Origin of the sequence: Bacillus yapensis, assembly GCF_005280205.1 — a bacterium.
Classification (GTDB): domain Bacteria; phylum Bacillota; class Bacilli; order Bacillales; family Cytobacillaceae; genus Robertmurraya; species Robertmurraya yapensis.
In genome coordinates this window covers 312,624-337,669 of the sequence record NZ_SUND01000002.1, presented here as the reverse complement: position 1 = coordinate 337,669, position 25,046 = coordinate 312,624, and the positions used below count along the sequence as shown (strand labels likewise).

The window sequence follows — 25,046 nt, the reverse complement described above, 5'->3', positions numbered from 1 at the left end:
AGGAATGCTTTACGATGAGCTCTTTTTTTCTTTAATTTGTTGGCGGAGGCGTTCTAACTCTTCTAATGATAACTCCTCTAACGACTGCGTAATTTCCTCTTCAATTTGTTTTCGATTTTGTTCCCGATAGTGTTCCCACCATTCCCGAAGACCATCCGTATGGTCCAGAAGGTATTCAATATCGATTTCTTCGATAGCGTCATCGGATAGATAAGTTAAAACTGCTGCCAACATTCGGTTCAGTTCATTTATATCTGCAAAAGATTGCTCTTTTTCTACCTCAGACTTTTTCGGCATGTATTCTCCTCCTTACTTTTGAAACGGTCATATCGGTTTCTCCTTATCATGGTTTCAAGAGTAAGGAAGTTATACAGGTATATGAAATAATTTTTCAAATTCACCTTAGCCATTGTATATAGAAAGAATGATTAATTCATACTAAATATATTAAATCTATAGGTGTGAACTCATCTCATGGTCATATCATTGTACCTTACTACCCTTATGTTCCTTATGTTCATTTTTCTCAACTATAAGAAAAGACTGCATCTTTTTGAAATTTTCTTCATTTGGATGACTGTGTGGATCATCCTCCACTCCGTTTCGTCCATCCTTCTCTTTAATTTACACGTGATTGCTTTGTCAGAACGGATGAGCTATTTTATCATATATTTTCTTAAAAGATTATTTCTACATCCATTAATTATCGTTGTGTTCTTTGACCTATACGCAAGAATGAAAAAACGGTCTTGGAAATTTTTGATCATTCTCTTCAGTATCATCAGCATGTCACTAACCGAATACATCTTTATCAAGATTGGCGTCATCCATTCCACAACGAACCATTTCCTTTTATATTCTTTATCAGAGTGGGCATTTACGGTTCTGACAACTTTCACGCTCTGGATTTGGTATAGAAAAAAACGACTAATGAGGGAATAAATATGGCACTTAATTTTCCTGAGAAATTCGATATAAATGAATGGTTTATCTTAGCTGCACTTATTTGTTCTTTACTTGTTTTCGTATTGGTACCAAATCGATTTCAAAAGCCGATTACGCCGTTAATTGTGTTAATTAGCATTTCTTTTCCAAGCATTCTCGATCATTCCCTTGCTGTAAATCCACATAATCTATACAATTTAAATGATCGAAAGGATTACGAAATTTTTGATCTCATTTTCTACCTTGTGTATCCTGCCTTCGGCTATCTATATGTATATATTCTTGATATTCTACAATGGAAAAGGTTAAAATTAGTGGCTTACCTATTGATATGGACATTGTTTTCCGTCGTCTTCGAAATAACTCTTACGAAAATTCATGTATTTGTATTAACAGGGTGGAAACATGTCTATTCCTTACCCGTTTATATTGTGGTACTAACGATTACCTATTATTTTTTCATATTCATAATGAATTATCAGGCCAAAACTACGCATCAGGAACAGTAACTTTCCAAATCATATGATGGGCATCTTTTTCCCAATAATCCTTTAGAAATATTTCCGGTTCTCCAAATTTCTTTTGCCAAATTTTCTGAGCACCCTTATAGCCACTATCTAACCAAAATTCTTTGATCCCTTTCTTGTTCATTGTTTGAAACATTGATGCTAATAAAAGATTTCCGATTCCCTGATATTGATAATCAGGGTGTACAAATACGGTACCTAATTCCAAAACTTCGCTTGTGGATTTATGCAAACAGCCGACAATAATTTCATTTGCTGGGCCATAGGCAATTGAGCCGATGATTTTGTCCTTGTAGATCGCGAGCAAAAAAAATCTTTTTTCACCTTGCGTCGTCAAATCATCCATCAGATAAATCTTCTTCACTAATATTTCATTTTCCAAATCCTCAAGTTTGTCGCCAATGCCTTCTTTTGTATAAGTGTCTTTGACCATGATTTGAAAAAACTCATACAGTTCATCCATATCTTCATTCCTTGGTCTTCTAATTTCAATATTCAACACAACGTGTGTCTCCTTCTAAAAATACTTATAGTAAATAACCGTTGGGTCCAACTGTCCATTTTCCGAGATGCAGTAAAATGGAATTTTTCCAGCCTCAACGTAACCGGAAGAACGATAGAGGTGATTAGATGGATCTCCTTCTCTCGTATCTAACACCAATAAGGAGCGCCCTTCAGCCTTTGCTCTATTCTCCACTTCCTGAAGCAAGGCACGTGCAACTCCATTTCTTCGATACTGCGGATGTGTCAATAATTTGGCAATTTCAGCGCGATGGAGACCATTTTGTTTTTGAGATAAATGCAATTGAATCGTTCCAGCGATTTGCTCATCTTTGAACGCCACATACAAAATGACACCAGGCTCTAAAACATCCTCCCAGTATTGACGGGCATCCACTAGACTAAGTGGTGGCAGGAATCCAATTGACGCTCCCAAATCGACGACTTCTTTTAAAAGCTGAGACAATTCATCGACATATTCCTTTATTGACCTTAATTCAATTATTTTCAAATCTGTTTCCATTATGATTCACCTCTAAGCTTAAGTAGTTTTTTATATCAGCATTCTTCTTGAGCACAACGGTCTTATCTAAAGTTCCCTCATATTTCTCATAAAAAGCTGGTTTTCCTATCTCTTCAAAATGTCGATTCCACTTGAACATTTTTAGGAAAATTTTGAACGTTGACTGATAATGAGCTTTTTCAAGTCTTAACTTCTGACGAACAAAGCGCTTGATGATACGAAAGGTACGAGCCGAATAGCTTGGGTCCAAAAAGATGATTTCATCCGCCTTAGTAAAGGTAGAAGCAACCCATTCCTCCCCATGTACACCTTCAGTAATCCAATCTTCTGCTTGGACAATTTCATTTAAATAATCTTTCATTTCTTTGTCTGTTCTTCTAATATCACCTGTTTCGTGTCGCTTCCAAACCACATTATCCAATTCATAGTAAGGAATATTTAATTTAGCGGAAAGTCTCCTCGCTAGTGTTGTTTTTCCACTAGCAACTGAACCTATTATACGAATCTTCATTTATATAACTCTCCAATTACATTAGATACATTATTATTCTATAAAGCATGCGATTTTCCTTTTTCGCATGAAATTTTCAAACGTCATTCCACAAAAAAAGTATCACCCACCTTGAAATTGGCGTGATACTTTTTTCACCACATTTGCATAAATAACTTCTTTATTTCATCTGGTGATACAGGACGACTGAAGTAATAGCCTTGTCCATATCGACAGCCATTTTCTATTAAAAAATCAGCCTGTTCCTCCACTTCAATGCCCTCTGCTATTAAATCAAAATTAAGACTTTCACCCATCTCAATCATCTTTTTGACAACAGATGCAATATTGGAATTGCTGATAATCCCGTCTATAAAAGATTTATCAATTTTCACATGATCAATGGATAAACTACTTAACAAGCTGAGTGAAGAATATCCAGTTCCAAAATCATCAATCGATATTTTAACACCCAATTCCTTTAGTTCTTGGATAATCCGCGTTGACTTTTCAACATTTTGCATGACGCTTTCTGTGATTTCGATTTCTAGAAAGTCAGCCTGCATCTTGTGTTCCAACAATGCTTGTTTTACACCAGCCACAAAATTTTCAGCTTCAAACTGCATGGAGGACACGTTAACTGCAACCTTCACATTAATCCCCAGCTTTTGCCACTCTATATTCTGGCGGCAGGCTTCATTTAAAACCCATGTCCCTAGATTGACAATCCACCCTGTTTCCTCCATGATCGGAATAAATTCATTTGGAGGAATAATCCCTAGAATCGGATGTTTCCACCGAACTAATGCTTCAACACAATACACAGTTCCTGTTTTTAATTCAACGCAAGGCTGGTACTCAAGGTAAAACTCATTCAATTCAATCGCACTTCTAAAATCCTGTTCCAATTGAAGCTTTCGAGCAAGCACATCCCCATGTTCATTAAACAATTGATATTTGTTTTTTCCACTTTTCTTCGCAAAATACATCGCGATATCGGCCTTCGAATTCAAAGTTTCCTTATCATCCCCATCGATAGGGAATAAACTAACGCCAATACTAATGGAAGTGTAAATCCCTTTATTATTGATTGTAAATGGCGCTGCAAAAGCATGAATAATTCTTTGAGCTATGTTCCGTACTAGTCTTTCTTCAACATTCTCAAGTAGAATGGTAAATTCATCACCACCTGGTCGAGCCACCAAATCACCATCACGAACATTTTTAAGTAATCGTTCCGATATTTTTTTTAAAAGCTTATCCCCTGCCTCATGCCCCATCGTATCATTCACAAATTTAAAATGATCGACATCAATGAACATAACCGCAAGCCCAAGATGGTCCTGCTTACAGCGTTCCAGCGCTTTCTCTAATGATTCATTATACATGTAACGGTTCGGCAAACCTGTGAGGGCATCGTGAAAAGCCATAAATTCGATTTTTTCCTGCTGTTGTTTCTTTGCTGTCACATCTGTTCCTACGACCATAATTGCTGATTGTCCATTATAAGGTATTTCCTTGCCAAGCAATTCTAGATAAGCTATCTCCCCATTTGGCTTAACAATTTTATACTCTTTAGAATCAGTTGTTCTCTTTTGCTGTAAAATTTCTTTCGTTCTGGAAATCGCCATCTCTAAAAAAGTTGGATGGATAAATTCAAATGGGGTCCTACCGATCAGTTCTGAAATTTCCATACCTAATAGTTTTGTCGTAGCCGGATTTGCATACACGAGCGATTTATCCTGATAGATAAAAAGCAGATTTGGTGAAAGCTCAACCACACTACGATAACGACTCTCACTCTCTCTAAGTCTTTCCATCGTTTCTTTCTTAGAGGTTATATCAACAACAACGCCATTTATTTTAATTACTTCATTATCTTTCCCTTTAATCGGTGCTCCCGACACGTAAGCCCAATGTATTTTCCCATTTGCATGAATGAATCTTGCCTCTACATAGTCTGATTTCCCTGTTAAAACTCGCTCATAAAACTGATCTAAGTTTGGTCGATCTTCTGGAAGAAATATGGACAACCAGAAATTATAGTCTTCAAAAAATTGTTGAACAGAATATCCCGATATTTTTTCAACACCCTTAGAAACATAGAGCCTCTGCTCTACAATATTATTCGACCATATTGTCGCATCAACACTATCAAATATTTGTTGAAGATTCTCCTTCTCCTTTTGAAGTTCATGATAGTAAAATTTCGCTTTATCGAACTGTCCACCTAATACCCAAGTAATTATACTCGCCAATACGGTCAGAAGAAGACTGAATAAAAAATACAGTACGCCATCATATTTCATTGTAAGTTTTAAGAGCCAAATATTGATCACTAATATAGGAATAATTGAACTAATTCTACCTATGTATTTCATATTTCCTCCTAAAACTTCTCGGAATATTTCTTTTTAGGTTTCCCAACAAAGACACAATATTATTTAAGAATGCATAAAAAAAGGACCCTACTAAGGTCCATTTTCTAAATTTCATTCCACCAATGGTGTTCTTCTAATTGCTCTTCCCTCATACGCACTGTTGCTCCAATCGGCGGAGTAAGCAGTGTTATTCCTTTCTTCTCAGCTTCACGCAAAGCTCTTTCAACTGGGTCTTTCCAAGGATGAGGTGCAAGAGTGAATGCTCCCCAATGAATTAACATCATTTTCTCTCCTCTTACATCAAGGTGAGCCTGAATCGATTCTTCAGGAACCATATGTATTGGTGACCAAAGCGAAGCATATTGTCCGCCTTCCATTAGAGTAAGGTCAAATGGTCCATATTTTTCACCAATCTCTTTAAAGTGGGGACCATATCCACCGTCACCACTTGTGTACAATCTCGTATTTTTCCCGTACAGCACCCACCCAGTCCATAAAGTACTGTCGCGATTCAAGGGACCTCTTCCGGAAAAATGCTGTGAAGGTACTGACGCAAGAGTAATTCCTTCCCAATGAATCTCATCCCACCAATTAAGCTCGGTGATTCGTCTTCTCTCAATTCCCCATTTGACCAAGTGATTTCCAACACCTAAGGGTACAATGAAATGACCGACTTTATCTTTCAATCTTAAAATAGATGGATAATCCAGGTGATCATAGTGATCATGAGTGAGTAGTACAGCATCAATAAATGGAAATTCATCAATTAATGTTAATATATCCTTGCTGAAACGTTTACTACCAAACATGGTGACTGGTGATGCTGCGGACCCAAACATTGGGTCTAAGAGAATTTTTTTACCATCGATTGAAAGTAAGAATGTTGAATGCCCAAACCAAGTAAAGCTATCTTCCTCTCCATTGATTCGTTCCCAGTTTAAAGGCTGAATTGGAACGATTTCTTTCGGTTTACTCTCATGTTTCGTCTTTTGTGATTCTTTCATTAAAGCGTACATAGAAGAGATATTCATATTCATCTTCGTAGGTTTTGCATTGACGAACTTTCCATTTGCATAGTTCTCCAATTGACTAAACTTACTTCTCTCTTCTTTACTCGGATTTCCTCCAAGTCTTTTTTGTAAAGGAATATAAATGAAAATCAGAACTATAATGACAAATAGTAAAATGTACATACGGCTTTCCTTTCAAAAATAGATAATATGCATTAATCATAGACCAAATATAAAAAAATATCCTCTTTAGCACACTTAAAAATTTAGTATTTAATCTAACATTTTGCAAATATTAACTAATGATATTACTGGAAAGTGAGTTGAGTTCATGTCTAGTCAAGGGAAGCAAAATAAGGATCAAACAAGAGAACAAGTTGAAAAGCATGATAAACACAACGATGTAGAATTAGGAAATGACTTTCAGATTGGAAATCCTAGCTCACAAAGTCAGAAAAAGAGCGGCCGTCAGGTCAACAAAAAATAACCTCAAAAATTCATTGAGGTTATTTTTTCATTCATCATGATTTGTTCAACAGCTTGACGTACTGATTCTTGATTTCATTCAAACGTTCTTTAGTGCTTATATCCATGCCAAATTCTGCTGCTCTATCAAGTTCTTCTAAGACCCATTCGTAATCTTCTTTGCTTTTCACAGATTTATTGGCAACAACCTTGACTTCTCCACCTTCATGTATAATCAAGTCTTTTAATTCAGAGTCCACTTTTAGGAGTCGGTTTAATATTTCAGTTAACGGATCATGTTCTTTACAAGAAAAACAAAGAATCCTTCCGCCACCTAATGTAATTCCATTCAGAAAACCATCTGTGCAATAGACATTCTTATTACATCGAAAACAATTCCCCACAAGCTCAATCATTTATCATCTTCCTCGTCAGTTGAATTTGATAAATCCTTGCTAAGTCAATTTTATTCTTTAACTAGTGCTAACAATTGCTCAAGGTTATAGCGATAATACGCAAGTTCATGAGGGACAAAGTCCGCTAGTGACAAGCTTATTCTTTTTGTCTCAACAGATTGACCGTCATAGACGATAACCTCAATATCGCGTTTGTCGTCGGAATCAAGAAGGTTTGAGAAATCATCCATTGAAATACACACAATCCCCTCTACTTCACTCTTTTGCAGAGTTAAAGATTGTAGAGGTTTGTCATATTGGTAGGCATATAAGTGACATAATTCATTATCGATTTTGTCCATTCTCCATGGAAGTGTATCACGAATTTTCCCTAAGGAAGTTAAATGTTCAAAAGGAATGGTTAGCCCGAGTTCTTCCTCAATTTCACGGGCTCCTTGCTCTGGCCCCTCACCTGCAGATAAATGACCTGCAGCTGTTGTATCAAGAAGATTTGGGTAGTTCACTCTGCCATTTCTCATTTGAAACAGAATATACGGCTTACCATCATAGATTTTGTAAAACCAACATTGAAACCCAGCATGTAGCAGTTCCTGTTCATGTACATTTTCCCTTGTATCCTGTCCTATCACATAATAATTTTCATCAAGTATGTCTAACAATTCTCCCAAAAAATTCAGTCCTCTCTTACATGTCTAATTAGATTAATTATAGCATTTTTCTCTGTATAATTTAGGAAAAAGAATATAAAAACGATGAGGTCTTTCTTATATGCTTAAACATTTCAGAAAAATAACAAAACTAATTGAAAATAATTAGATGTTGTTGTATTATGTCTATAAATATAAAAACAAATTAAGGTTGTGTCTACAAAATGAATAAAGAAGAGCTATTTTGGTCTGCGTCCATTGAAGAGATCTCAAACGGGTACATTTTTATCGAAGAAACGGATGAATACATATGCCTGATTTGTAATCAAACTTTTGAAAATGGTGTTATGTACCCACATGAAAATCGTGAACTTTTTTATGATGCGAGGAAAGCGATGATTCATCATATAAAGGTGCAACATCATTCCATGTTTGAATATTTAGTTGGGATGGACAAGAAGTATTCTGGTATTTCTGAGCATCAGCGTGACCTCCTCCTCTATTTTAAGCAAGGGCTCGCTGACAAAGAGATCGCGAATAACATTGGAGGAAGCACCTCTACAGTCCGTAATCACCGATTCAAATTAAAGGAAAAAGAAAAACAAGCTAAAGTCTTTTTAACAATTATGAATCTATTAGAGAAAGAGAAGGCAACAGATTTCGTGCCTTTTCATAAGGGGGCAAAAATGGTGGATGAACGTTATGCGGTTACACAAGAAGAGAAGGAAAAAGTTTTAAGTAATTATTTTAAGCAAGGTTTGGATGGACCACTTGACACTTTTCCTAGTAAAGAAAAGCGGAAGCTCATCGTCTTGCAGCATATTTTAACGAAATTCGATTCAAGTAAACAATATACAGAAAAGGAAGTGAACGAAGTCCTCAAACAAGTCTTTCACGATTTTGTTACGCTCCGACGTTACTTCATTGAATATGGCTTTATGGACCGAAGCAATGATGGGTCCGCCTATTGGATCAAGAACTAGAAATCAATAAAAATAGCCTCCACAATTATGGTGGAGGCCATCATCTTCTATTAAAACTTTTGTGCTAAATCTTTTGCACGAGCAATTGCATCTTGTTTGATTTCTTCTGCTCTATCAGGGAAGGCGTTGTGCCCTTCTACGAAAAGTCCTTCAAGAGTGTTGATGCCGTAAAACTTCATCACGATATCAAGGTAACGGTGCCCCATTTCAAGTGCTGCCGCTGGACCCTCAGAATAGATTCCACCTCTAGCTTGAATATGAAGAGCTTTTTTATCAGATAAAAGTCCAACCGGACCTTGCTCTGTGTATTTAAATGTTTTTCCAGCCACTGAAACTGCATCTAAATAAGCTTTCATAACAGGTGGGAAAGAGAAGTTCCATAACGGTGTTACGAACACATATTTATCATAAGAGATAAATTGATCACATAACTCCGCAAGTCTTCCTACTTTTGCTTTTTCATCTGCTGAAAGAGCGTCAAATTCGCTTCCAGAGCGTAGTTTACCCCAGCCACTAAAAACATCCACATCTAATTCAGGAATGTTTTCCTTATAAAGATCAAGATGTGTTACCTCGTCGTTTGGATTTGCTTCTTTGTATGAGTCGATAAAAGTTTTTCCTACCGCCATACTATAAGATTGAGCGTCATCATGAGGATGAGCAGTTATGTACAATACTTTAGTCATTTTTCTACCTTACCTTTCTTAGATGAGTGTGTACATTCTATTTTTGACTACTTTAGCCAATTGAATGCAAAGTATAACAAGAAAAAATAAGGCGTTCAATTAAACGGTATTGGTTGATCTCATTTTGATACTAATAGACTATATGTAAGTACTTTCTCTTCCAATTGACAGTACCAAAACTCAAAACAGAAATGCTCAGATCCCTTTTCGGACCCAAGCATTTCAGAATTTATAGAAAGCGCTTTCTTTTAGTTTAAAAAAATTATTTGCTTTGTTCAAAAGTAAATGGATTGCCGCTAATGTTCGCTCTCATTTCATCCGTAATCTTGACGGATTCATTTACTTCCTCATTCACACTTTGTACATTTTGAACACTTCCATCGTAATGCAATGGTTTTTCTTCCATTCATGTTCACCTCCATGCACGTTAGTATATTCCTATAATACTTTTTATTTTCGGAAAAAGACAGTTTATTAAATTAGAAAATATTTCCTTACACTGTAATCTATCACCTTTCAAAGCACTTGGACATAAGATGTAATGAAAGGAGGAATGAAAAATGGACCGTTTTATCCTTTTATTGCTTGCTGGAATTTTGGCCGGCTTCGCGTTATTAAGTTCAGCTGTTCAAACTTCTTTCTTAGCAAGTATTACTCCTGTCACAAATGTCATTGGTGTTTTAGCAATCGTAGTATTCTCTTTATATCTAATCTTTAAGGCCGTCATGGCCATTCTCGGAAAGTAATTCTCTTATAATGAGGCCACTTCATCCTTCGTGAAGTGGTCTATTTTTATCCTTGTCATCGCCTTGGTCTTCATCCTCGGCAAGAATCACCTGCTCTTCGTGAAATTCTATTGGACTCTGGCCGGTAATCTCATCAAAAGGCGTATAAAAAGGCGTAACATTTTTCTTCTTGACAAATACCTTGTAAAAACCAATCAACACCAATATCACAATAGCCCCAGCAATGCCAAGTGGCATTAAATCAAGAAGACTCATTTATCTTCCTCCCTATTTTTAGGAGCACCCCGATATTTTGCCAACATGATTTCATCATAATATTTATCTAGAGCAGGTAAACCCATTTCTTTAGCAATCTGGAGTTCTAATTCCCGGTCATAATCTACTCGCACAAATTGAATCGCATTATTCGGTTGTGTTCCGTCAAGAATGGCATATGAAGCAGCTGTTAAATCAAGAGAATTCCCGACACTCCCAACATTACATAGGATCCCGTTATCAAAAGTTTCTAAAAACGTTGCATGAATATCACCATAGAAAACGATATCTGGAGTGTTCTCGTGAAAACCAGTTTCTTCACTGTGTTCAAACATCGATAAACGTTTCTCAATTGGGTGAATCGGCGATGGTAATATCCGTTCAAACTCACTTCTAGGGGAAGCATGGAAAAAGCGAATCAATTGTCCGTTCAATTCAATGTCAATATGAAATGGTAGAGATGCCAAGTACTGATAATCTTCCACTGATAAACGTTCTTGAAACCACTGAATGAATTCGCTCTCGCTCGGAGTTTGGATAAATACATCCCAATTTCCTCGGATGACTTTCTCACAATTCTTTTGAATTAATTCGATACAAGCAGATCCCTGAGGTCCCTTTCCAATTAAATCCCCTAAACAAAAGATTCTATCAATCTCTCTTTGTTTGATATCTTCGAGCACAGCTTCCAATGCCGTTTTATTTCCATGAATATCTGAAATAATAGCAATCTTTGTCATTTTGACTTCTCCTTCCCCTTCGTGCGATACAAAATATAGGCGATAATAACTTGGATCAATGGGATAAATTTCGCCCACGGAAATGGTGGGTACCAACTGAAATACCACGCATCTGGAAATAGTAAAATACCACTAACGAGCATCCATTTCCAAGACCGTTTAATCAATGCGTAAATAAATGTAAAGATTGACGCGAGCAATAAAGGATAAAACAATTGTAGAAAACCTAATAAGAACCCCAAAATATATTCCATCCTTGTTCATCCCTCCATCATTCAATCCAAAACCTTTTGATCACATTGCCATCTTCTTCTATATAATCGGAATCAGGAATACCCCCATTTTTCAAAATTGTTTTTGCGGAAGCAATATTGATTTCATCACATACCACAAGAGCTTTTCGAATCCCTAATTCCTTCGTTATTTCAAGAGACAAAGCAAGTAACTTCGTTGCATAACCCTTCCTTCTTTCCGAAGGACGAATGCCATAACCAATATGTCCCCCACTATTCAGGAGAAGTTCAGTTAGTTGATGACGGATATTCACAACTCCAAGAATCCGATTATCTTCGTTTACAAGCCAATACGTTGAATCTGGCACCCATCCTTCTTTAATCCCAATCCCCTTCGCGCTATTATGCAAAAACTGCACCATCTCAGGAAAATTAGTTGGGTCCTTTTGAATCACCCACGGTACCATCTTTTCCCCACTATTTATCCATTCCTGATAAAATGAGAAATACTCTTTTTCCAAATCGATTACTGGCTTAACCAAACGAAGCTGATTCCCCATATGTATTCTCCTATTGTGATTTTCTTCCTATTTTCTCATAATACCCAAAATTTTGAAACCTAAAAAATTGAAAACACAGCCACTTTCATGGCTGTGAATACGTCATTATGAAGAGGCCTCCATATTTGTATTTTTAAATTTCTTTTTCAATAGGAAACCGATTAGCCATAATAAGAGAGGCACTCCAAATCCAATTGATAAAGCAACGTATATCCAGGTTTTTTCTAAAAAGTCCATTGCAATCTGGTGGTCAAAAACAAGGCAATACCCACCTCCACACAGGATTAAGGCAACTGGTACAATAACAGGCCGATAATCCTTCAATCCAAAGAGCCTTTGAACCGCAATCGAAGCACATAAGAAGGTCATCATAATTTGAATTAACGCGGATATAGCAAAGAATGCAACCATGATTAGCTCATAGCGATGTAGAAACAAGCCAATATGAGCACTTCTTGCCATCTGCATACAAGCCACGAAATATTGAGCGGTAACTTCAGATGTTAAAACTCCAGTTTGTAAAATCGGCCACAGAACCACAAATAGACCACCTAGTCCTATTCCAACTATCCCCGATTTCCCCCAAGATTCTTGTTTCCCAACATGCGGAAGGATGATAGCTGCCATCATCGTTGCCATAAGCCAATCCGTATCATTGTGCCGACTAGCCCATAAAGTACTAAGGAAACCTGACTCAAAAATCGGTTCCAGTTCCTCTACTCGAAATTCGGAAAGTGAGCCTAGAATGATCAGAACATTTAAGGCAATGATTGAAAACACCCCAATGAGTGCCATTCTACCGATAACTTCTAAACCAAAGAAAATACCGTAAACTCCCATGATGAAAGCTGCAATGATAAATAAAACTAAAGGAGCATCTGGGAGAAAGAAATCTTTTAAATGATAGACAAAGGTTGCACTAACTCCCCCGAAAGCAAATAGAAAAAAGATAAAAAAGAACAAAGCGATTATTTTAGAGAATATCTTCCCAAGCAGCAGTTCACTCTGTTCAAATATATCCATTTTAGGGGTTCGTTTAATCACATAAGTCACAAACACAATCATCATAATTCCCTGAAGAGTAGAAAAAATAGTAGATATCCACATATCATTGCCTACTTCTCTCGCGAGTGAACCTTGCGTGATGCCGATTGCTTTCGCATACACCATATTAATAATAATTGCCATAAACATACCATTCGAAATTTGAACTCTCATTGATAGCTCCTAGTTGGATTTTGTAGGGTTATATAGTAATACTGAATTTTTAATTTTCGCATCAACCACGATATCGATTTTCGCGTCTTGGAGCCTTTCTTTCCAATCAGCCTTTAATTGCTTCCATTCGCTTGGATATTTGTTATTAAACTCCTCACCCAAACGTAGAATATCCGCATGATAGTCTTTCTTCACTTTATCAACGATTTTCTTAATGTCATTGTACAAAAGTTCTTCCAATTCCTTTTCCATTTCATCTACTTGTTTTTTATCCTTCAAAGAAATAGGGCAGTCTGCTTCTGCAATACTGCTATATGTAACTAATTTCACATGAAATGTTGGCTTTCCATCTTCATAGCCGGGAATGATCTTGAAGTTTTGATGGCGGAGCTCCAAGGATACATTCTCACTCTTATCGTTAGGACACGAAACACTTAAGATCACGGATTCGAGCCTCTCGATGAACGGAATAAGTCCACGTACTTCATCTCCTTCCAAAATTCCGATTAATTTATCCTTTTTAAAAACTCCAGCACCTGCGAGTTCAACTTGCTTTACGTTCATTTTTCCAGGATCTTCATTCGAAACTCCTTTTTCCACAAGCCTAACTCGAGTTAAAACAGGGTCTGACCCTTCGCTTAAATACGAGCTGTAGAGGTTTCGCATCGTTGTTCGTGGTGCCTGTGAAGTAATGGCGCTATAACGTAACAATTTATCCACCGCCTCCCCTGGAATGACCTCCAATCCCGTAATGGTTGTCACCACTTCAACCGCTTTATCTGGCGTTACTGCTACCCAAGTATTCATTCGGAGCTCTGGATTTCTTGTGAAAAAATCAATGACATCTTGAATGCCCGTTTTCGCAAATTCTTCATTAATAACGATTATAAAATTATGGGCCCAAAAAATTCTTCTTGGTGAGAACCTACCAAGATTACGAATCGCTTCGAAGAGCGTCTTTCCTTCAGCTGAAACAGACCAGATCGCATCTCCTGTTTGGCCCGAAGGAGCACCTGTTTGTCCCCTTGCGTCGGATGGGCGAGGGATTTGAGCTGTGACTCTTACATTTCCCTCCTCCCCTTTATCAATTCCTACTGCCATCACAATAGCCAATTCATTTAACTCTCTTTTTCCTGCACATCCTGTTAGTAGCAGAGACAACGTAAACAGTAAAAAGACAATTCCTTTATGTTTCATCCTTTTTCCCCCACTTCCGTTTCTTTCTTCTGATTTTCACTAAGGATTGTTTAGAGGATGGAGGATTATTTTCATTATCAGATTTCTTTTTTTCCGGAGGTTTCTGACCTTTATCACCCTCCTTGTCAACCCCTTTTGGCGGCGGGGACGGTACTTGATGTTCTCCAAGACGATACTGCTCCCCTTCAGCCAATTGAGCATTTGTGTCCATTCTCCACCATGGCATCCGAATCAGAAAATCTTTTTGATCCGAAGGTTTGAAAGGTGTTGCTGGAGCTAGGTAAGATTCCCCGAAGGAACGCAGTGACAAAGCATGAATAGCTATAATCGTGAACATTGAGGCAAACCCTAGTAGGCCCAATGTCCCTGATGCAATTAATAAGGGAAAACGGATCAAACGAATGGAAAATGATGCTCCGTAGTTGGGAATGGCAAAGGAAGCAATCCCTGTAAGAGCCACAATGATGACCATAAAAGGAGAAACCACACCTGCTTGAACTGCCGCCTGTCCAATGACAAGAGAACCGACAATACTAACTGCTTGTCCCACCGGTTTTGGCATCCTTAAACCAGCTTCTCTCATTAACTCAAAGGAAATCTCCATAATTAGTGCTTCCAAAAGGACAGGAAATGGAATCACTTCTCTTCCAGAAGCGATCGTTAATGCCAATGGAGTCGGAATCATCTCTTGATGAAAGCTAATCAAAAGGACATACAGGGAAGGAAGAGTCAAGCTAATAATGAATGCAATATAACGCATTAATCGAAAAAAAGTACCTGACATATACCGTGAGTAATAATCATCACTCGCCTGTAGAAACTGCCAGAAATATGCTGGTGCAGTTAATACAAAAGGAGAATTATCGACAAAAATGGCGACTCTTCCTTCAAAAATGTAAGAAGCCACTTTATCCGGTCTCTCTGTACTTTGAACGGTAGTAAACGGAGAAAATGGCGCATCTTCAATTAGTTCTTCAATATATCCACTATCAATAACAGCATCAATTTCGATCCGCGCTAAGCGCTTTTTTACTTCTTCTACAAGTCCTTCTTTGACAGTCCCTTTCAAATAGGCGATATTAACATCCGTTTTTGATTTCTTCCCTATTTTCATAGATTCCACTCGAAATTGTGGATCACGAATTCGTCTTCTTACAAGAGCAGTATTCGTTCGGATATTTTCGGTAAATCCATCCCGAGGTCCTCTTACAACTTGCTCTGTTTGTGGCTCCTCAATTGACCTAGCATCTGCTCCCCTAGATGACAAAATAATAACCTGCTCAGTGCGGTCAATGATGATAGCCGTATCCCCAGATAAAATTCCATCAATTGCATCCTGCACTTTATTCGACTGATTAACCGAAACATTGTTTAAAAGATATGTCTTAATATTCTTCGTCAGCTCATCGCCCATTCGGTCACCAATACAAGAACTCAAGATTTCGTCAGAGCAATTAATTAACGTTTTTAAAGCTTTATTAATTTCCTCTTTATCAATTAAACCGTCTGTATAAAAGAGCACACCTCGTATTTGTTTTTCCTGATGAAAAATAAAATCTCGTTGGACGAGGTCGACACTATGACCTAAGATTTCTCTAATCAATGAAATATTACTCTCTATATCGAATGTAAAAGTGGAAGTCAACTTAAGTTCTAGCTCATCAGGCATAGAGAAACTCCTTTGTCATTAAACTCTTTGTTAATTATTCGCTTCATTACCAAAATTTATTCAACGAGGTATTGCTTACACACATAATGGTCATCATGAAACATAAACGACATTTGGAGGTCTGCCCCTATGGACTTGTATCATTCTTGGTTGTATCAGCATGTACTTAATACAGGTTGGTTTATCTGGACCATTGTAGTGGCGGTTTTTCTTCTTAATATCATTGCTCCTATCCTCATTTGGTACTTGATGAGCGAAAAGAAGATTCCTTTTATCAGAAGAAATACAGAGGATAAGAATGTGAAGAAATAATTTACTCCGATCAGAAAAAGCCATCCGCTAAGAATGACTTTAGAAAAATTCATATAGACCCTCATTAAAGTATTGGTATTCTTCTTTTTTTATACGATAACGTTGGTAACCTTGATAAAAAACCTCTACACACTTAGGTTCATTCACAAAACACCCAATCGCCAGCGATTCGTCATATCGCGGATCGCCAACAGCCATTCCAGAAACATCAATGAACAAGCTAACTTTTCCGTCTACGACAAGAACGTTATCAGTTGTACAATCACCATGAATGAGCGTTTGTCTAACCGGAAGTGGCTTATTAGATTGAAGCTGTTCTAGTAATTGCTGACTCCCTTCTGTTTGTCCTCTTCGCACATACTTTTCAGCTCTTATTAGTTGCTCTTCCAGCCAATCATTCTCTCGATTTAGCGACTCTGGTAATTCTGTTTCATGAAGTTGATGTAAAAATTGACCAAAACTTCGAATTAGGGTTAGCTTTTCGTCTCGGTTCTTTGCATTTTTTAAGGCTTTAGTTAATGTCATTCCTTTTTCAAAGGACATGATTAAGTGACTACTCTTATCGTCCTCGAAAAAACCATAATATCGTGGAACTGGAATAGCATGTTGGTTGCTTAGTTTCTCTAAAACAAGTGCCTCCATTTTTAACCATTCTCGGTATCTATTATCGAAAGAGCTTTTCAATAAATAGGTGCCACTTGCAGCTAGGATCTTTCGTACCTCTGATGTGCAGCCTTGTTCTGATAGTTTATTAATTTCATAGATTTGTCCAACGAGTCTTTCAATGTACTCAGGAACATGGACTGTCATTGTATTCACCACACCTACGATTAATATTCTCCACATGTGATCCAATTCCAAAAATTTAGTATATTGGATTAGGAGGGATCAAAATGTTGGAAATTACATTTTTCGCACTTGCTAGTTTAATCGGATTTTTAATCTATAACGGAATCGAATTATGGAAAAGAAATAAATCTGTAAGCCGTGTCTTTGTCGATTTTCTTTTCTTGTTGTACATCCTAGGTCTGTTGAGACTGACTATATTTCCGATTCCCTTTCAAACTGCAGCGATACAAGATTCAATTAACAAATTAGAAACCGAACAGCTTTTTATTTATAACTTCATCCCATTCTCTACCATTATTCAAGGTATTTCAGATGCGTTTATTTACAATATTTATCTTCTTCAAATCACATATCTAGGTGGGAATTTGATTTTGTTATCCCCATTTGGTTTATATTTGTACTTTCTAAAAAGAGATATACAAATTAATAGCTTGTGGCTAATTGGTCTTGCCAGTTCTCTATTCATCGAAACTTTACAATTGTTGATTTCTTTCATATTAGGTTTTTCCTATCGACAATTTGATGTCGATGATCTGATACTAAATTCGGTGGGATTTGTTTTTGGCTATTTTGCCTATTCCTATATCAAAAGGTATAAAATGATTAGAAGATAATACGTACTTGACTCTCTGAGGCGATTTTCATTTCACTTTTCGTAACCTAAAACGATTCCAGTTATTTGTTGTTCCATTACTACACTCATCTCCCCACGGAACCAGTCATCTGAAACAAGAAAATATTCCTTGTCACCAAGTTTCTGTTCCTTGAGTTCCTTTTCGAAAGTTGCATTCGCAGCTTTTTCGTCATAAGTCGATTTAGCATCTTTCATTGCGTCGAGATATTCTTGTTTTGCAAGCCCTGCTCTATGTGCCTTGCCATAAAATGCATCAAGTTGCTGACCATCTATGAATATTTGACCGTCCTTTATATTAATAGCTTCATTGGGCAAGCCAATGACTCTAGAAATCTTCTGTTCTCCGCTCACGTCCTCAAACCAAACAACAGACCCTCTTGTAAGGTTGTTTGTCTCTATATTCTGCTCGATGACAACCGGTTGCTCATAATAGTCACGTTCTCCTCGATCCATATTATCTAGCGTATACTCTATCGTAATGGTATCTGCTCCTATTTTTTCAACGAATTGAATCTCAGCACTTGTTTCTGTATCTGTCAGTTTACTAGTACTGCCTGAGCAGCCACATAAAAACAATATTATGATAAGAACACTAAAATTTCTAATCAGAACCACCCCCATGATTTGTATCGGTATTTTTACTGACAACGGTTTGAGTTGGGCTTCAAATTTTACTATCGAATGGATAGTTGATATCGTTAAGTATGAAAGAGATCGTTTTGCAAAATCCCAACTGCATTAAGGGTAAAGAATGAATCAGCTTCATTACTAAATATTTAAAAAGGAGCCATTAATATGCAAAATCTAAATGGAAAAGTTGCCATTGTCACTGGTTCTTCTCGCGGTATTGGTCGTACGATCGCTCAACAGCTAGCACAACAAGGTATAAAGGTAATCGTCAATTATTCAACCGGCGTGGAGAAAGCACAGGAGGTTGTCGATAGTATAAAACAACAAGGTGGAGAAGCTACCCCCATTCAAGCTGACCTAAGTACATTCTCTGGCGTAGAGTCCTTATTTACTGACACATTGGCTACATACGGCAAGATTGATATTTTGATAAACAACGCAGGACTCATGAAAACTCAATCACTGTTAGACATAACAGAAGAAGATTTCGATAGGCAATTCAATTTAAATGTAAAAGGGACATTTTTTGCCTGCCAACAGGCACTCAAACTAATGGAACCTAAAGGAAGAATCATTAATTTCTCTACATCTGTACTTGGACAAATGTTCCCTGGATACAGTGTTTATGCAGGAACGAAAGGGGCCGTTGAACAATTTACACGCCAATTGGCAAAAGAATTCGCTGTAAAGGAAATCACAATTAATACTATCGCACCTGGTCCTGTTAATACGGAACTTTTCAATGTTGGAAAAACAGAGCAGCAAATCGAAGGGATGAAGAAATCAATCGCATTTGGTCGTATCGGAGAACCAGAAGATATTGCCAATGTCATTGACTTTTTGATAAGTGAAAAATCCGAATGGATTACAGGACAGACTATTCGTGTCAACGGCGGCTTTATTTAAACCTTCATTCAAACCAAGATACGGGCCAACAAGTTTATCAATTGTTGGCCTTACCCATTTTTTCATCCAGCTGTTCCAGTACGAACGGCCAAGCTTCCTCATGCTGTCTTTTCGATTCCTCATCTGGAAATCCTGCATGCGAAAGTCTAAGAAGCGTACCAGTACCATTAGGTTCAAGCTCAACCGTGACAACTGTTTCTGCTCCCCTTGTTCCCCCTTCACCCGTTAACCAGGTAATCTCAATTAAACGGTCTTGCTCAAGTCGTAGAAAACGTCCGTAATGGGGATGTCGTTGGGCAATTCCCGGTTCCTCCAATTTATAAACCGTTTCAAAAAAGAAAGCTGTGTTAACTTCCCCTTTCATGATGGCACTCCCAGGTGCAGCAAACCAATGGTCTATTTTCTTTGTCCACGCTTCGAAAATCACAGAAGGTGAACAATCCATTTTCCTTTCTATTGTAAGATGAAAAGGTCTCTTTGAAAGATCAGGTATAATTGTCATTCTGTTTCCTCCATTTTTTTTGACTAATATAGGCGATAAATAATGCTACTAATATTGAAGCTGTTAAAAACATCAAATATGTATTTGGATTAAAATATTGATTATTGACATGGATCGACGAAAACGTAGTTATTTGATTAATATACTCCCAATCTACGAACCCAAAATTTGCTTTATAGGCTTCAGCTATAATATCACGGTATTTCAAAAAGGCACTTCTTTGATAGAAAAAACCCACGATTAAATGAACGAAAATCAATACTGAGCCCACGCCCATTATCATCTTTTTAATGGCATATGAACGAAAGATTCTGAACCAAAGATAAACAATATAGCAAAATAGCGGAACAAGAATCCACATGATTAAAATAGCTGGGTTTCCATTTCCAGATGAACTACCCGGTTTTGGATTCATAAGATTACCGAGCCAAAACAGCAACATCGTAAAGATACATAATCCAAGTAATACTATTTTCTCCTTTTTTATCCGGAACCCCCCCTCAAAATTGCCTATTAAAAAGATATATTCTCTTAATTTTTAAATAATCCTCTCGACCACTAGCAATTGGGAGGATTTTCTTGAAGACTGAAAATGTACATGTTATTCTAAGTCCATTGTTAAGGAATATCATTGTCATTCTTTAATTGTGAGTTAATGGTCCCGAGTATAGTTGGAGGTAGTTTAATTGCGTACTTTATTAAAAAAAATAAATAAGAAACAAATCATTTTATACAGCATCTTAGCACTTTGCTTTCTCATTTCTATAATATTTGTCTATAACAATGAATCATTTTATAAAAGCCCGATAGCGGAAGTAATCAATACAAAACTGATCGACTCAGAAAAAATGGTTGATGTAAACGAAAATGAAGATCATCTATATACTCAAGAACTCGTTGCTGAGATTAAGAATGGCGATGAAAAAGGCAAGCGGATCCATTTGACCAATGAATATTCTAAGTCTGGCGCATACGACCAAGAATATCATGTTGGTAATGAACTATTTGTTTACATCGATAAAGCAACAGAAAATGGCGAATTCGTCGGAACCATTAAAGATTTAAAGCGTGATCAATATTTGTTAATAATCGGATGGATATTTATCTTCATTCTCCTTATCGTTTGGCCAAAAGCAAGGGTTATTTTCCATTATAAGTCTAGCCGTAAATGCGATTATATTATCCTACGCTTTGGACATTTATCTGAATTCATCTGGTAGCAGTCTATTAATCATCTGTAGCATCAGTGTCATTTTATTTACCGTTATTTCGTTGTTACTCGTAAACGGTTTTAATGAAAAAACATACGCAGCCATTATTGCGACTCTATTGGGGACCTTTGTTTCCTTACTTATCGCCTATCTTGTAATGTGGGTGACAAAAGAGCAAGGACTTCGATATGAAGAGATTCAATTTATTACTCGCCCTTATAAAATGGTATTTATGGCTGGTTTATTTATCGGTTCATTAGGTGCTGTCATGGATGTAGCCATTACCCTTTCCTCTTCCATTTTTGGATTGTATGAAAAGGACCATGACATATCGATAAAAGCGTTGAAGAAATCAGGATTAGAAATTGGTAAAGACATTATGGGGACGATGACCAATATTTTGTTTTTCGTTTACATAAGCGGGAAAATTCCGATGCTTATACTATATTTAAAGAACGCTTCTTCACTAGGCTTCACCCTGAATATGAATCTTTCTCTTGAATTGGCGCGGGCATTAGCTGGAGGAATTGGAATCGTGATAACCATTCCAATCGCTTTATACACAACGATCTTTTTTGTTAAACGAAAGAAGGCAAGATTATGAATGTGTTAGTTTTATTCGGAGCAATTTTATTCATATTGATGACGATTATTGGTGGTAAAAAAGGGGCAAAGTCTTTTATCGCACTATTTTTCAACTTTGGTGTGCTCATTTTTATTCTCTTTTTTATGACGAATCCAGACTTCAATCCGATTATTATTACCGTTATTGCATGTGCATTAATTAGCTGTATCAATCTCTTTTTTATAAATGATATCAATAGCAAAACGAAAACAGCTTTCCTCTCTACAATTATTACAACAGTTGTATTACTTTTAATGATTATTGTGGTAACAGATAAGGCAATGATACAAGGGTTTGGTGAAGAAGAGATAGAAGAACTGGGAGTATTCTCTCTTTTTATCGGCGTTGATTTTGTTAAAATTGCCGCTTCAGTCATTATTGTCAGTACAATCGGTGCGATCGCAGATGCCGCCATGGCCATCTCTTCACCAATGCAAGAAATGTTCACACATCACCCATCAATAAGTCGAAAAGATCTTTTCGCATTTGGGATTAGCATCGGCAAGGATATTTTAGGAACGAGTACAAATACATTATTTTTTGCCTTCTTCGGAAGCTATTTAGCCTTATTGATATGGTTTAAAGATTTATCCTATTATTTTGGAGAAATCATCAATTCAAAAATATTTAGCTCCGAAATGATTACGATCTTTTTTGCTGGCATCGGTGTCACGCTTGTTATTCCAATAACAGCTTGGATTTCTGCTTACTTTTTTGTCAAAACAAGAGATAAGACGATCAAAGGTTGAAGAGTACCCCTCTTCCACCTTTTTCTTTTACACCAAATGATTCACCTATGCATAACATGCCTATGAAATTTCAAAATCGGGGTGAATCGAATTATGTCTACCAGCTTAGATTACACATCTCCAACAACGCAATTTGCCTTTGATGTGAATTATAGTCCTTTTTTTAAAAAGGATAATCGCAACCTCATTAACATTCTAGGTGTGCAACAATTGAATACTCTGGAAAACGTGTCATTGCTCGATATTTTCTTAAGTAACGATAACATTGTCGAACCACATTATCATCAAAATGCCGCTGAGCTCGTCTATTGTATCTCTGGCGCTGCCAACGTTTCATTACTTAATCCTTTTACAAAAAAGGTACTTAGTTATTCCATCACCCCTGGCCAGGTCGTCAACATTCCCCGAGCATGGTGGCACTATGAAATCGCAACTGTTGATAACACCCATTTATTGGCCATTTTTGATGCGCCTACTCCAGAAGTCATTTTAGGATCTGACATTTTAAAATTTACTCCCTCAAACATCATTGCTCATACTTATTGTATTGATGAAAATCTCTGGAAAAAGGCAACGCGGCCCGTTCAGCCTTCTACCTATATTGGACCCTACAAAGATTGTCATAAACGAAATCGCTCTGATTACCCAGACCATTCTCCACACGCTACTAACTTCTCGCCACTCACTTCATAATAATTCTCCTTTTGACATGGACCCTCCATGTCTTTTCTATGTAAATTTTTTGTAAACTTTTAATCCATCCTATCGCATTCCATTCACGCTCATGATATATTGCCAATATCGAAACTCGATATTGGCTTCCTATATTAATTTGATTTTCTGGGGGAAAAGGATGGAAGAGAAAATACTACGGAAACTATTCCTTGGTTTTATCCAAATACATATTTTACACCATGCAAAGGTACATCCGATTTATGGTGTATGGATGCTCGAAGAACTGACAGAACATGGATATCAAATTAGTGCAGGAACACTCTACCCCATTCTCCATTCGATGGAGAACGATGGCCTACTTATAAAAGAAGAGCGAAACGTCGATGGTAAAATAAGAAAATATTATACTGCTACCAAAAAAGGAAACTTCATATTAGATGAGGCAAGGAAAAAAGCGTATGAACTTTTTAAAGAAATTGAAGGTGAACAAGATGAAAACAAATAATAGGTTGAATTGGAGTTCTCTATTAGAAATATTGATTGTCTCCACTAAATTGGGGCTCACATCATTTGGAGGACCAGTTGCCCATCTAGGGTACTTCCATCATGAATACATTCGAAAAAGAAAATGGATGGACGAAAAAGGCTATGCTGATTTAGTAGCTTTGTGTCAGTTTTTACCTGGTCCCGCAAGCAGCCAGGTTGGAATTGGAATCGGTGCAATGAGAGCCGGTGTTTTAGGAGGGATTGTTTCTTTTATCGGTTTTACCCTCCCATCTGTTCTAGCACTCATCATCTTTGCCTTGGTTTTTCAAGGGTTAGAACTGGGTAGTGACGGTTGGATTCATGGGCTAAAAATAGTGGCAGTTGCGGTGGTAGCACATGCCATATTAGGTATGGCTAAAAATCTGACACCCGATTTAAAGCGCAGGGCCCTCGCACTATTTGCTTTGGTAGCCACCCTTTTGTGGCAAACAGCTTTTACTCAAGTCGGAGTGATCCTTTTATCAGCTATTATTGGATTATTTCTATATCGTCAACCAATAGAAACACAGGAAGAAAACATTCATTTCCCCGTTTCAAAAAGATTTGCAATCACATGCTTGGTATTATTTTTCGGTTTATTATTTCTATTGCCTATTTTACGTGAGGTCACCGCAATAGGCTGGATTGCAATGTTTGACAGTTTTTATCGCTCAGGTTCATTAGTTTTTGGTGGAGGTCATGTTGTTTTACCACTGCTAGAACGTGAATTTGTTCCAACTGGATGGCTTAGCAAGGACGCATTTTTGGCCGGATATGGTGTAACACAAGCAGTACCTGGTCCTTTGTTTACATTTGCCGCTTATTTGGGCACTGTTATGAATGGTTGGCATGGTGGCGTCGTCGCGACAATCGCAATATTTTTACCTGCATTCTTACTCATCTTTGGGACTTTGCCCTTTTGGGATTCCCTACGACGAAATCGAAAAGTAAAGGGTGCATTAATGGGTGTGAACGCAGCAGTAGTCGGGATATTGATTTCAGCCTTTTACCAGCCAATATGGACTAGTTCCATTCTAGAACCCATTCATTTTGCTTTTGCAGCCATTTTGTTTAGTATGCTAGTATACTGGAAGCTACCCCCATGGGTCATTGTTATTGCAGGTGCCCTGGGTGGAACTCTTATAGAATTGTTATAGACTATCTAATTAGGTAGTCTTTCTTCTTTTCCGATACAGAACGATTATAACAATAATACTCCAAAGTAAGAATGCACAA

The 25,046-nt window shown here is 37.3% G+C and carries 33 protein-coding genes and 1 pseudogene; 13 read left to right on the top strand and 21 right to left on the bottom strand.

Features of this window, described 5'->3' with window-relative positions; all coding sequences use genetic code 11:
* Positions 1 to 9: 9 nt before the first annotated feature.
* The gene (locus FAR12_RS04090) at positions 10 to 297 is read right to left on the bottom strand and encodes a hypothetical protein (RefSeq protein WP_126406608.1); all 288 of its coding nucleotides are present in this window, start codon (positions 295 to 297) and stop codon (positions 10 to 12) included.
* Positions 298 to 573: 276 nt separating this feature from the next.
* On the opposite strand from FAR12_RS04090, the gene FAR12_RS23280 reads away from it, so the two are divergent.
* Together FAR12_RS23280 and FAR12_RS04085 are read left to right on the top strand one after the other, a co-directional pair.
* The gene (locus tag FAR12_RS23280) at positions 574 to 942 is read left to right on the top strand and encodes a hypothetical protein (RefSeq protein WP_170972080.1); all 369 of its coding nucleotides are present in this window, start codon (positions 574 to 576) and stop codon (positions 940 to 942) included.
* Between the two features lie 2 nt (positions 943 to 944).
* Positions 945 to 1,454, top strand: a complete 510-nt coding sequence (locus FAR12_RS04085; RefSeq protein ID WP_126406605.1) for a hypothetical protein — start codon at positions 945 to 947, stop codon at positions 1,452 to 1,454.
* Here the strand turns inward: FAR12_RS04085 and FAR12_RS04080 are convergent.
* The 5 genes from FAR12_RS04080 to FAR12_RS04060 all read right to left on the bottom strand — a co-directional run bounded on the left by FAR12_RS04080 (position 1,435) and on the right by FAR12_RS04060 (position 6,560).
* Entirely contained in the window at positions 1,435 to 1,974 is a 540-nt protein-coding gene (locus FAR12_RS04080; RefSeq protein WP_126406602.1) for a GNAT family N-acetyltransferase, read from the bottom strand. The two genes, FAR12_RS04085 and FAR12_RS04080, sit on opposite strands and share 20 nt — an antisense overlap.
* Positions 1,975 to 1,989: 15 nt before the next feature.
* Positions 1,990 to 2,496: a GNAT family N-acetyltransferase gene (locus FAR12_RS04075; RefSeq protein WP_126406599.1), complete on the bottom strand. Its 507-nt coding sequence runs from the start codon at positions 2,494 to 2,496 to the stop codon at positions 1,990 to 1,992.
* Positions 2,471 to 3,007, bottom strand: coding sequence for a P-loop NTPase family protein (locus tag FAR12_RS04070; RefSeq protein WP_126406596.1), 537 nt, complete (start codon positions 3,005 to 3,007; stop codon positions 2,471 to 2,473). The genes FAR12_RS04075 and FAR12_RS04070 overlap by 26 nt, the downstream gene beginning before the upstream one ends.
* Before the next feature lie 134 nt (positions 3,008 to 3,141).
* A complete protein-coding gene (locus FAR12_RS04065; RefSeq protein WP_126406593.1) occupies positions 3,142 to 5,367 on the bottom strand; it encodes a bifunctional diguanylate cyclase/phosphodiesterase in 2,226 nt (741 codons plus the stop codon).
* 104 nt (positions 5,368 to 5,471) lie between these two features.
* Entirely contained in the window at positions 5,472 to 6,560 is a 1,089-nt protein-coding gene (locus FAR12_RS04060) for an MBL fold metallo-hydrolase (protein ID WP_126406590.1), read from the bottom strand.
* Between the two features lie 148 nt (positions 6,561 to 6,708).
* On the opposite strand from FAR12_RS04060, the gene FAR12_RS23275 reads away from it, so the two are divergent.
* Positions 6,709 to 6,864, top strand: coding sequence for a hypothetical protein (locus tag FAR12_RS23275; RefSeq protein WP_170972079.1), 156 nt, complete (start codon positions 6,709 to 6,711; stop codon positions 6,862 to 6,864).
* Positions 6,865 to 6,898: 34 nt separating this feature from the next.
* Here the strand turns inward: FAR12_RS23275 and FAR12_RS04055 are convergent, their stop codons facing one another.
* Positions 6,899 to 7,258 (bottom strand): hypothetical protein, encoded by a 360-nt coding sequence (locus tag FAR12_RS04055; protein WP_126406587.1) that lies wholly within the window; start codon positions 7,256 to 7,258, stop codon positions 6,899 to 6,901.
* Positions 7,259 to 7,308: 50 nt separating this feature from the next.
* Positions 7,309 to 7,917 (bottom strand): NUDIX hydrolase, encoded by a 609-nt coding sequence (locus FAR12_RS04050; RefSeq protein WP_170972078.1) that lies wholly within the window; start codon positions 7,915 to 7,917, stop codon positions 7,309 to 7,311.
* Between the two features lie 212 nt (positions 7,918 to 8,129).
* Between FAR12_RS04050 and FAR12_RS04045 the strand changes: the two genes are divergently transcribed.
* Positions 8,130 to 8,888, top strand: a complete 759-nt coding sequence (locus FAR12_RS04045; protein WP_126406581.1) for a DUF2087 domain-containing protein — start codon at positions 8,130 to 8,132, stop codon at positions 8,886 to 8,888.
* A gap of 50 nt (positions 8,889 to 8,938) precedes the next feature.
* On the opposite strand, the gene FAR12_RS04040 is transcribed toward FAR12_RS04045, so the two are convergent.
* Positions 8,939 to 9,574 (bottom strand): FMN-dependent NADH-azoreductase, encoded by a 636-nt coding sequence (locus FAR12_RS04040; RefSeq protein WP_126406579.1) that lies wholly within the window; start codon positions 9,572 to 9,574, stop codon positions 8,939 to 8,941.
* A gap of 262 nt (positions 9,575 to 9,836) precedes the next feature.
* Complete coding sequence (locus FAR12_RS23270; RefSeq protein ID WP_170972077.1) at positions 9,837 to 9,980, bottom strand: hypothetical protein; 144 nt, start codon at positions 9,978 to 9,980, stop codon at positions 9,837 to 9,839.
* A 154-nt stretch (positions 9,981 to 10,134) separates the two neighbouring features.
* Here FAR12_RS23270 and FAR12_RS04035 point away from each other — a divergent pair, with 154 nt between their 5' ends.
* Positions 10,135 to 10,320 (top strand): hypothetical protein, encoded by a 186-nt coding sequence (locus FAR12_RS04035; protein ID WP_126406576.1) that lies wholly within the window; start codon positions 10,135 to 10,137, stop codon positions 10,318 to 10,320.
* A gap of 21 nt (positions 10,321 to 10,341) precedes the next feature.
* Here the strand turns inward: FAR12_RS04035 and FAR12_RS04030 are convergent, their stop codons facing one another.
* From FAR12_RS04030 to FAR12_RS04000, 7 genes are all read right to left on the bottom strand, one after another.
* Positions 10,342 to 10,575 (bottom strand): DUF3951 domain-containing protein, encoded by a 234-nt coding sequence (locus tag FAR12_RS04030; RefSeq protein ID WP_126406573.1) that lies wholly within the window; start codon positions 10,573 to 10,575, stop codon positions 10,342 to 10,344.
* The gene (locus tag FAR12_RS04025) at positions 10,572 to 11,315 is read right to left on the bottom strand and encodes a metallophosphoesterase family protein (protein WP_126406570.1); all 744 of its coding nucleotides are present in this window, start codon (positions 11,313 to 11,315) and stop codon (positions 10,572 to 10,574) included. The genes FAR12_RS04030 and FAR12_RS04025 overlap by 4 nt, the downstream gene beginning before the upstream one ends.
* A complete protein-coding gene (locus tag FAR12_RS04020; protein ID WP_126406567.1) occupies positions 11,312 to 11,569 on the bottom strand; it encodes a hypothetical protein in 258 nt (85 codons plus the stop codon). The genes FAR12_RS04025 and FAR12_RS04020 overlap by 4 nt, the downstream gene beginning before the upstream one ends.
* Positions 11,570 to 11,586: 17 nt before the next feature.
* The gene (locus FAR12_RS04015) at positions 11,587 to 12,108 is read right to left on the bottom strand and encodes a GNAT family N-acetyltransferase (protein ID WP_126406564.1); all 522 of its coding nucleotides are present in this window, start codon (positions 12,106 to 12,108) and stop codon (positions 11,587 to 11,589) included.
* 105 nt (positions 12,109 to 12,213) lie between these two features.
* The gene (locus tag FAR12_RS04010) at positions 12,214 to 13,326 is read right to left on the bottom strand and encodes a GerAB/ArcD/ProY family transporter (RefSeq protein WP_126406561.1); all 1,113 of its coding nucleotides are present in this window, start codon (positions 13,324 to 13,326) and stop codon (positions 12,214 to 12,216) included.
* 9 nt (positions 13,327 to 13,335) lie between these two features.
* Positions 13,336 to 14,523 (bottom strand): Ger(x)C family spore germination protein, encoded by a 1,188-nt coding sequence (locus FAR12_RS04005; RefSeq protein WP_126406558.1) that lies wholly within the window; start codon positions 14,521 to 14,523, stop codon positions 13,336 to 13,338.
* A complete protein-coding gene (locus FAR12_RS04000; RefSeq protein ID WP_126406555.1) occupies positions 14,513 to 16,192 on the bottom strand; it encodes a spore germination protein in 1,680 nt (559 codons plus the stop codon). The genes FAR12_RS04005 and FAR12_RS04000 overlap by 11 nt, the downstream gene beginning before the upstream one ends.
* A 129-nt stretch (positions 16,193 to 16,321) precedes the next feature.
* On the opposite strand from FAR12_RS04000, the gene FAR12_RS03995 reads away from it, so the two are divergent.
* Positions 16,322 to 16,504: a hypothetical protein gene (locus FAR12_RS03995; protein ID WP_126406552.1), complete on the top strand. Its 183-nt coding sequence runs from the start codon at positions 16,322 to 16,324 to the stop codon at positions 16,502 to 16,504.
* 39 nt (positions 16,505 to 16,543) lie between these two features.
* Here FAR12_RS03995 and FAR12_RS03990 read toward each other — a convergent pair whose 3' ends face one another.
* Complete coding sequence (locus FAR12_RS03990) at positions 16,544 to 17,350, bottom strand: phosphotransferase family protein (protein WP_246010288.1); 807 nt, start codon at positions 17,348 to 17,350, stop codon at positions 16,544 to 16,546.
* 47 nt (positions 17,351 to 17,397) lie between these two features.
* Between FAR12_RS03990 and FAR12_RS03985 the strand changes: the two genes are divergently transcribed.
* Entirely contained in the window at positions 17,398 to 17,967 is a 570-nt protein-coding gene (locus FAR12_RS03985; protein ID WP_126406549.1) for a VanZ family protein, read from the top strand.
* Between the two features lie 32 nt (positions 17,968 to 17,999).
* On the opposite strand, the gene FAR12_RS03980 is transcribed toward FAR12_RS03985, so the two are convergent.
* Positions 18,000 to 18,608, bottom strand: coding sequence for a S26 family signal peptidase (locus FAR12_RS03980; protein WP_170972076.1), 609 nt, complete (start codon positions 18,606 to 18,608; stop codon positions 18,000 to 18,002).
* 174 nt (positions 18,609 to 18,782) lie between these two features.
* On the opposite strand from FAR12_RS03980, the gene FAR12_RS03975 reads away from it, so the two are divergent.
* Positions 18,783 to 19,523, top strand: coding sequence for an SDR family oxidoreductase (locus FAR12_RS03975; RefSeq protein ID WP_126406543.1), 741 nt, complete (start codon positions 18,783 to 18,785; stop codon positions 19,521 to 19,523).
* A 37-nt stretch (positions 19,524 to 19,560) separates the two neighbouring features.
* Here the strand turns inward: FAR12_RS03975 and FAR12_RS03970 are convergent, their stop codons facing one another.
* Positions 19,561 to 20,025 (bottom strand): SRPBCC family protein, encoded by a 465-nt coding sequence (locus tag FAR12_RS03970; RefSeq protein WP_126406540.1) that lies wholly within the window; start codon positions 20,023 to 20,025, stop codon positions 19,561 to 19,563.
* Positions 20,009 to 20,440 (bottom strand): hypothetical protein, encoded by a 432-nt coding sequence (locus tag FAR12_RS03965; RefSeq protein ID WP_126406537.1) that lies wholly within the window; start codon positions 20,438 to 20,440, stop codon positions 20,009 to 20,011. The genes FAR12_RS03970 and FAR12_RS03965 overlap by 17 nt, the downstream gene beginning before the upstream one ends.
* A gap of 271 nt (positions 20,441 to 20,711) precedes the next feature.
* Here FAR12_RS03965 and FAR12_RS03960 point away from each other — a divergent pair.
* The 5 genes and pseudogenes from FAR12_RS03960 to chrA all read left to right on the top strand — a co-directional run bounded on the left by FAR12_RS03960 (position 20,712) and on the right by chrA (position 24,967).
* Positions 20,712 to 21,840, top strand: a pseudogene (locus FAR12_RS03960) (YibE/F family protein).
* Positions 21,837 to 22,610: a YibE/F family protein gene (locus FAR12_RS03955; protein WP_126406534.1), complete on the top strand. Its 774-nt coding sequence runs from the start codon at positions 21,837 to 21,839 to the stop codon at positions 22,608 to 22,610. Before FAR12_RS03960 ends, FAR12_RS03955 begins: the two are co-directional and overlap by 4 nt.
* A 93-nt stretch (positions 22,611 to 22,703) precedes the next feature.
* A complete protein-coding gene (locus FAR12_RS03950) occupies positions 22,704 to 23,303 on the top strand; it encodes a cupin domain-containing protein (RefSeq protein WP_126406531.1) in 600 nt (199 codons plus the stop codon).
* 160 nt (positions 23,304 to 23,463) lie between these two features.
* Complete coding sequence (locus tag FAR12_RS03945; RefSeq protein ID WP_126406528.1) at positions 23,464 to 23,790, top strand: PadR family transcriptional regulator; 327 nt, start codon at positions 23,464 to 23,466, stop codon at positions 23,788 to 23,790.
* Positions 23,777 to 24,967, top strand: a complete 1,191-nt coding sequence (chrA, locus tag FAR12_RS03940; RefSeq protein WP_126406525.1) for a chromate efflux transporter — start codon at positions 23,777 to 23,779, stop codon at positions 24,965 to 24,967. The genes FAR12_RS03945 and chrA overlap by 14 nt, the downstream gene beginning before the upstream one ends.
* The last annotated feature ends 79 nt before the right edge of the window (positions 24,968 to 25,046 follow it).

Coding starts and splice junctions, on each gene's coding strand:
- FAR12_RS03950 (WP_126406531.1), top strand. CDS start 22,704: ATGTCTACCAGCTTAGATTACACATCTCCAACAACGCAATTTGCCTTT.
- FAR12_RS03980 (WP_170972076.1), bottom strand. CDS start 18,608: ATGGGGGTGGTTCTGATTAGAAATTTTAGTGTTCTTATCATAATATTG.
- chrA (WP_126406525.1), top strand. CDS start 23,777: ATGAAAACAAATAATAGGTTGAATTGGAGTTCTCTATTAGAAATATTG.
- FAR12_RS23275 (WP_170972079.1), top strand. CDS start 6,709: ATGTCTAGTCAAGGGAAGCAAAATAAGGATCAAACAAGAGAACAAGTT.
- FAR12_RS04040 (WP_126406579.1), bottom strand. CDS start 9,574: ATGACTAAAGTATTGTACATAACTGCTCATCCTCATGATGACGCTCAA.
- FAR12_RS23280 (WP_170972080.1), top strand. CDS start 574: ATGACTGTGTGGATCATCCTCCACTCCGTTTCGTCCATCCTTCTCTTT.
- FAR12_RS04085 (WP_126406605.1), top strand. CDS start 945: ATGGCACTTAATTTTCCTGAGAAATTCGATATAAATGAATGGTTTATC.
- FAR12_RS03985 (WP_126406549.1), top strand. CDS start 17,398: ATGTTGGAAATTACATTTTTCGCACTTGCTAGTTTAATCGGATTTTTA.
- FAR12_RS04065 (WP_126406593.1), bottom strand. CDS start 5,367: ATGAAATACATAGGTAGAATTAGTTCAATTATTCCTATATTAGTGATC.
- FAR12_RS03965 (WP_126406537.1), bottom strand. CDS start 20,440: ATGAATCCAAAACCGGGTAGTTCATCTGGAAATGGAAACCCAGCTATT.
- FAR12_RS04000 (WP_126406555.1), bottom strand. CDS start 16,192: ATGCCTGATGAGCTAGAACTTAAGTTGACTTCCACTTTTACATTCGAT.
- FAR12_RS03975 (WP_126406543.1), top strand. CDS start 18,783: ATGCAAAATCTAAATGGAAAAGTTGCCATTGTCACTGGTTCTTCTCGC.
- FAR12_RS03995 (WP_126406552.1), top strand. CDS start 16,322: ATGGACTTGTATCATTCTTGGTTGTATCAGCATGTACTTAATACAGGT.
- FAR12_RS04075 (WP_126406599.1), bottom strand. CDS start 2,496: ATGGAAACAGATTTGAAAATAATTGAATTAAGGTCAATAAAGGAATAT.
- FAR12_RS04090 (WP_126406608.1), bottom strand. CDS start 297: ATGCCGAAAAAGTCTGAGGTAGAAAAAGAGCAATCTTTTGCAGATATA.
- FAR12_RS04060 (WP_126406590.1), bottom strand. CDS start 6,560: ATGTACATTTTACTATTTGTCATTATAGTTCTGATTTTCATTTATATT.
- FAR12_RS04020 (WP_126406567.1), bottom strand. CDS start 11,569: ATGGAATATATTTTGGGGTTCTTATTAGGTTTTCTACAATTGTTTTAT.
- FAR12_RS04015 (WP_126406564.1), bottom strand. CDS start 12,108: ATGGGGAATCAGCTTCGTTTGGTTAAGCCAGTAATCGATTTGGAAAAA.
- FAR12_RS03970 (WP_126406540.1), bottom strand. CDS start 20,025: ATGACAATTATACCTGATCTTTCAAAGAGACCTTTTCATCTTACAATA.
- FAR12_RS23270 (WP_170972077.1), bottom strand. CDS start 9,980: ATGGAAGAAAAACCATTGCATTACGATGGAAGTGTTCAAAATGTACAA.
- FAR12_RS03945 (WP_126406528.1), top strand. CDS start 23,464: ATGGAAGAGAAAATACTACGGAAACTATTCCTTGGTTTTATCCAAATA.
- FAR12_RS03955 (WP_126406534.1), top strand. CDS start 21,837: ATGAATGTGTTAGTTTTATTCGGAGCAATTTTATTCATATTGATGACG.
- FAR12_RS04035 (WP_126406576.1), top strand. CDS start 10,135: ATGGACCGTTTTATCCTTTTATTGCTTGCTGGAATTTTGGCCGGCTTC.
- FAR12_RS04005 (WP_126406558.1), bottom strand. CDS start 14,523: ATGAAACATAAAGGAATTGTCTTTTTACTGTTTACGTTGTCTCTGCTA.
- FAR12_RS03990 (WP_246010288.1), bottom strand. CDS start 17,350: ATGTGGAGAATATTAATCGTAGGTGTGGTGAATACAATGACAGTCCAT.
- FAR12_RS04070 (WP_126406596.1), bottom strand. CDS start 3,007: ATGAAGATTCGTATAATAGGTTCAGTTGCTAGTGGAAAAACAACACTA.
- FAR12_RS04055 (WP_126406587.1), bottom strand. CDS start 7,258: ATGATTGAGCTTGTGGGGAATTGTTTTCGATGTAATAAGAATGTCTAT.
- FAR12_RS04010 (WP_126406561.1), bottom strand. CDS start 13,326: ATGAGAGTTCAAATTTCGAATGGTATGTTTATGGCAATTATTATTAAT.
- FAR12_RS04030 (WP_126406573.1), bottom strand. CDS start 10,575: ATGAGTCTTCTTGATTTAATGCCACTTGGCATTGCTGGGGCTATTGTG.
- FAR12_RS04025 (WP_126406570.1), bottom strand. CDS start 11,315: ATGACAAAGATTGCTATTATTTCAGATATTCATGGAAATAAAACGGCA.
- FAR12_RS04045 (WP_126406581.1), top strand. CDS start 8,130: ATGAATAAAGAAGAGCTATTTTGGTCTGCGTCCATTGAAGAGATCTCA.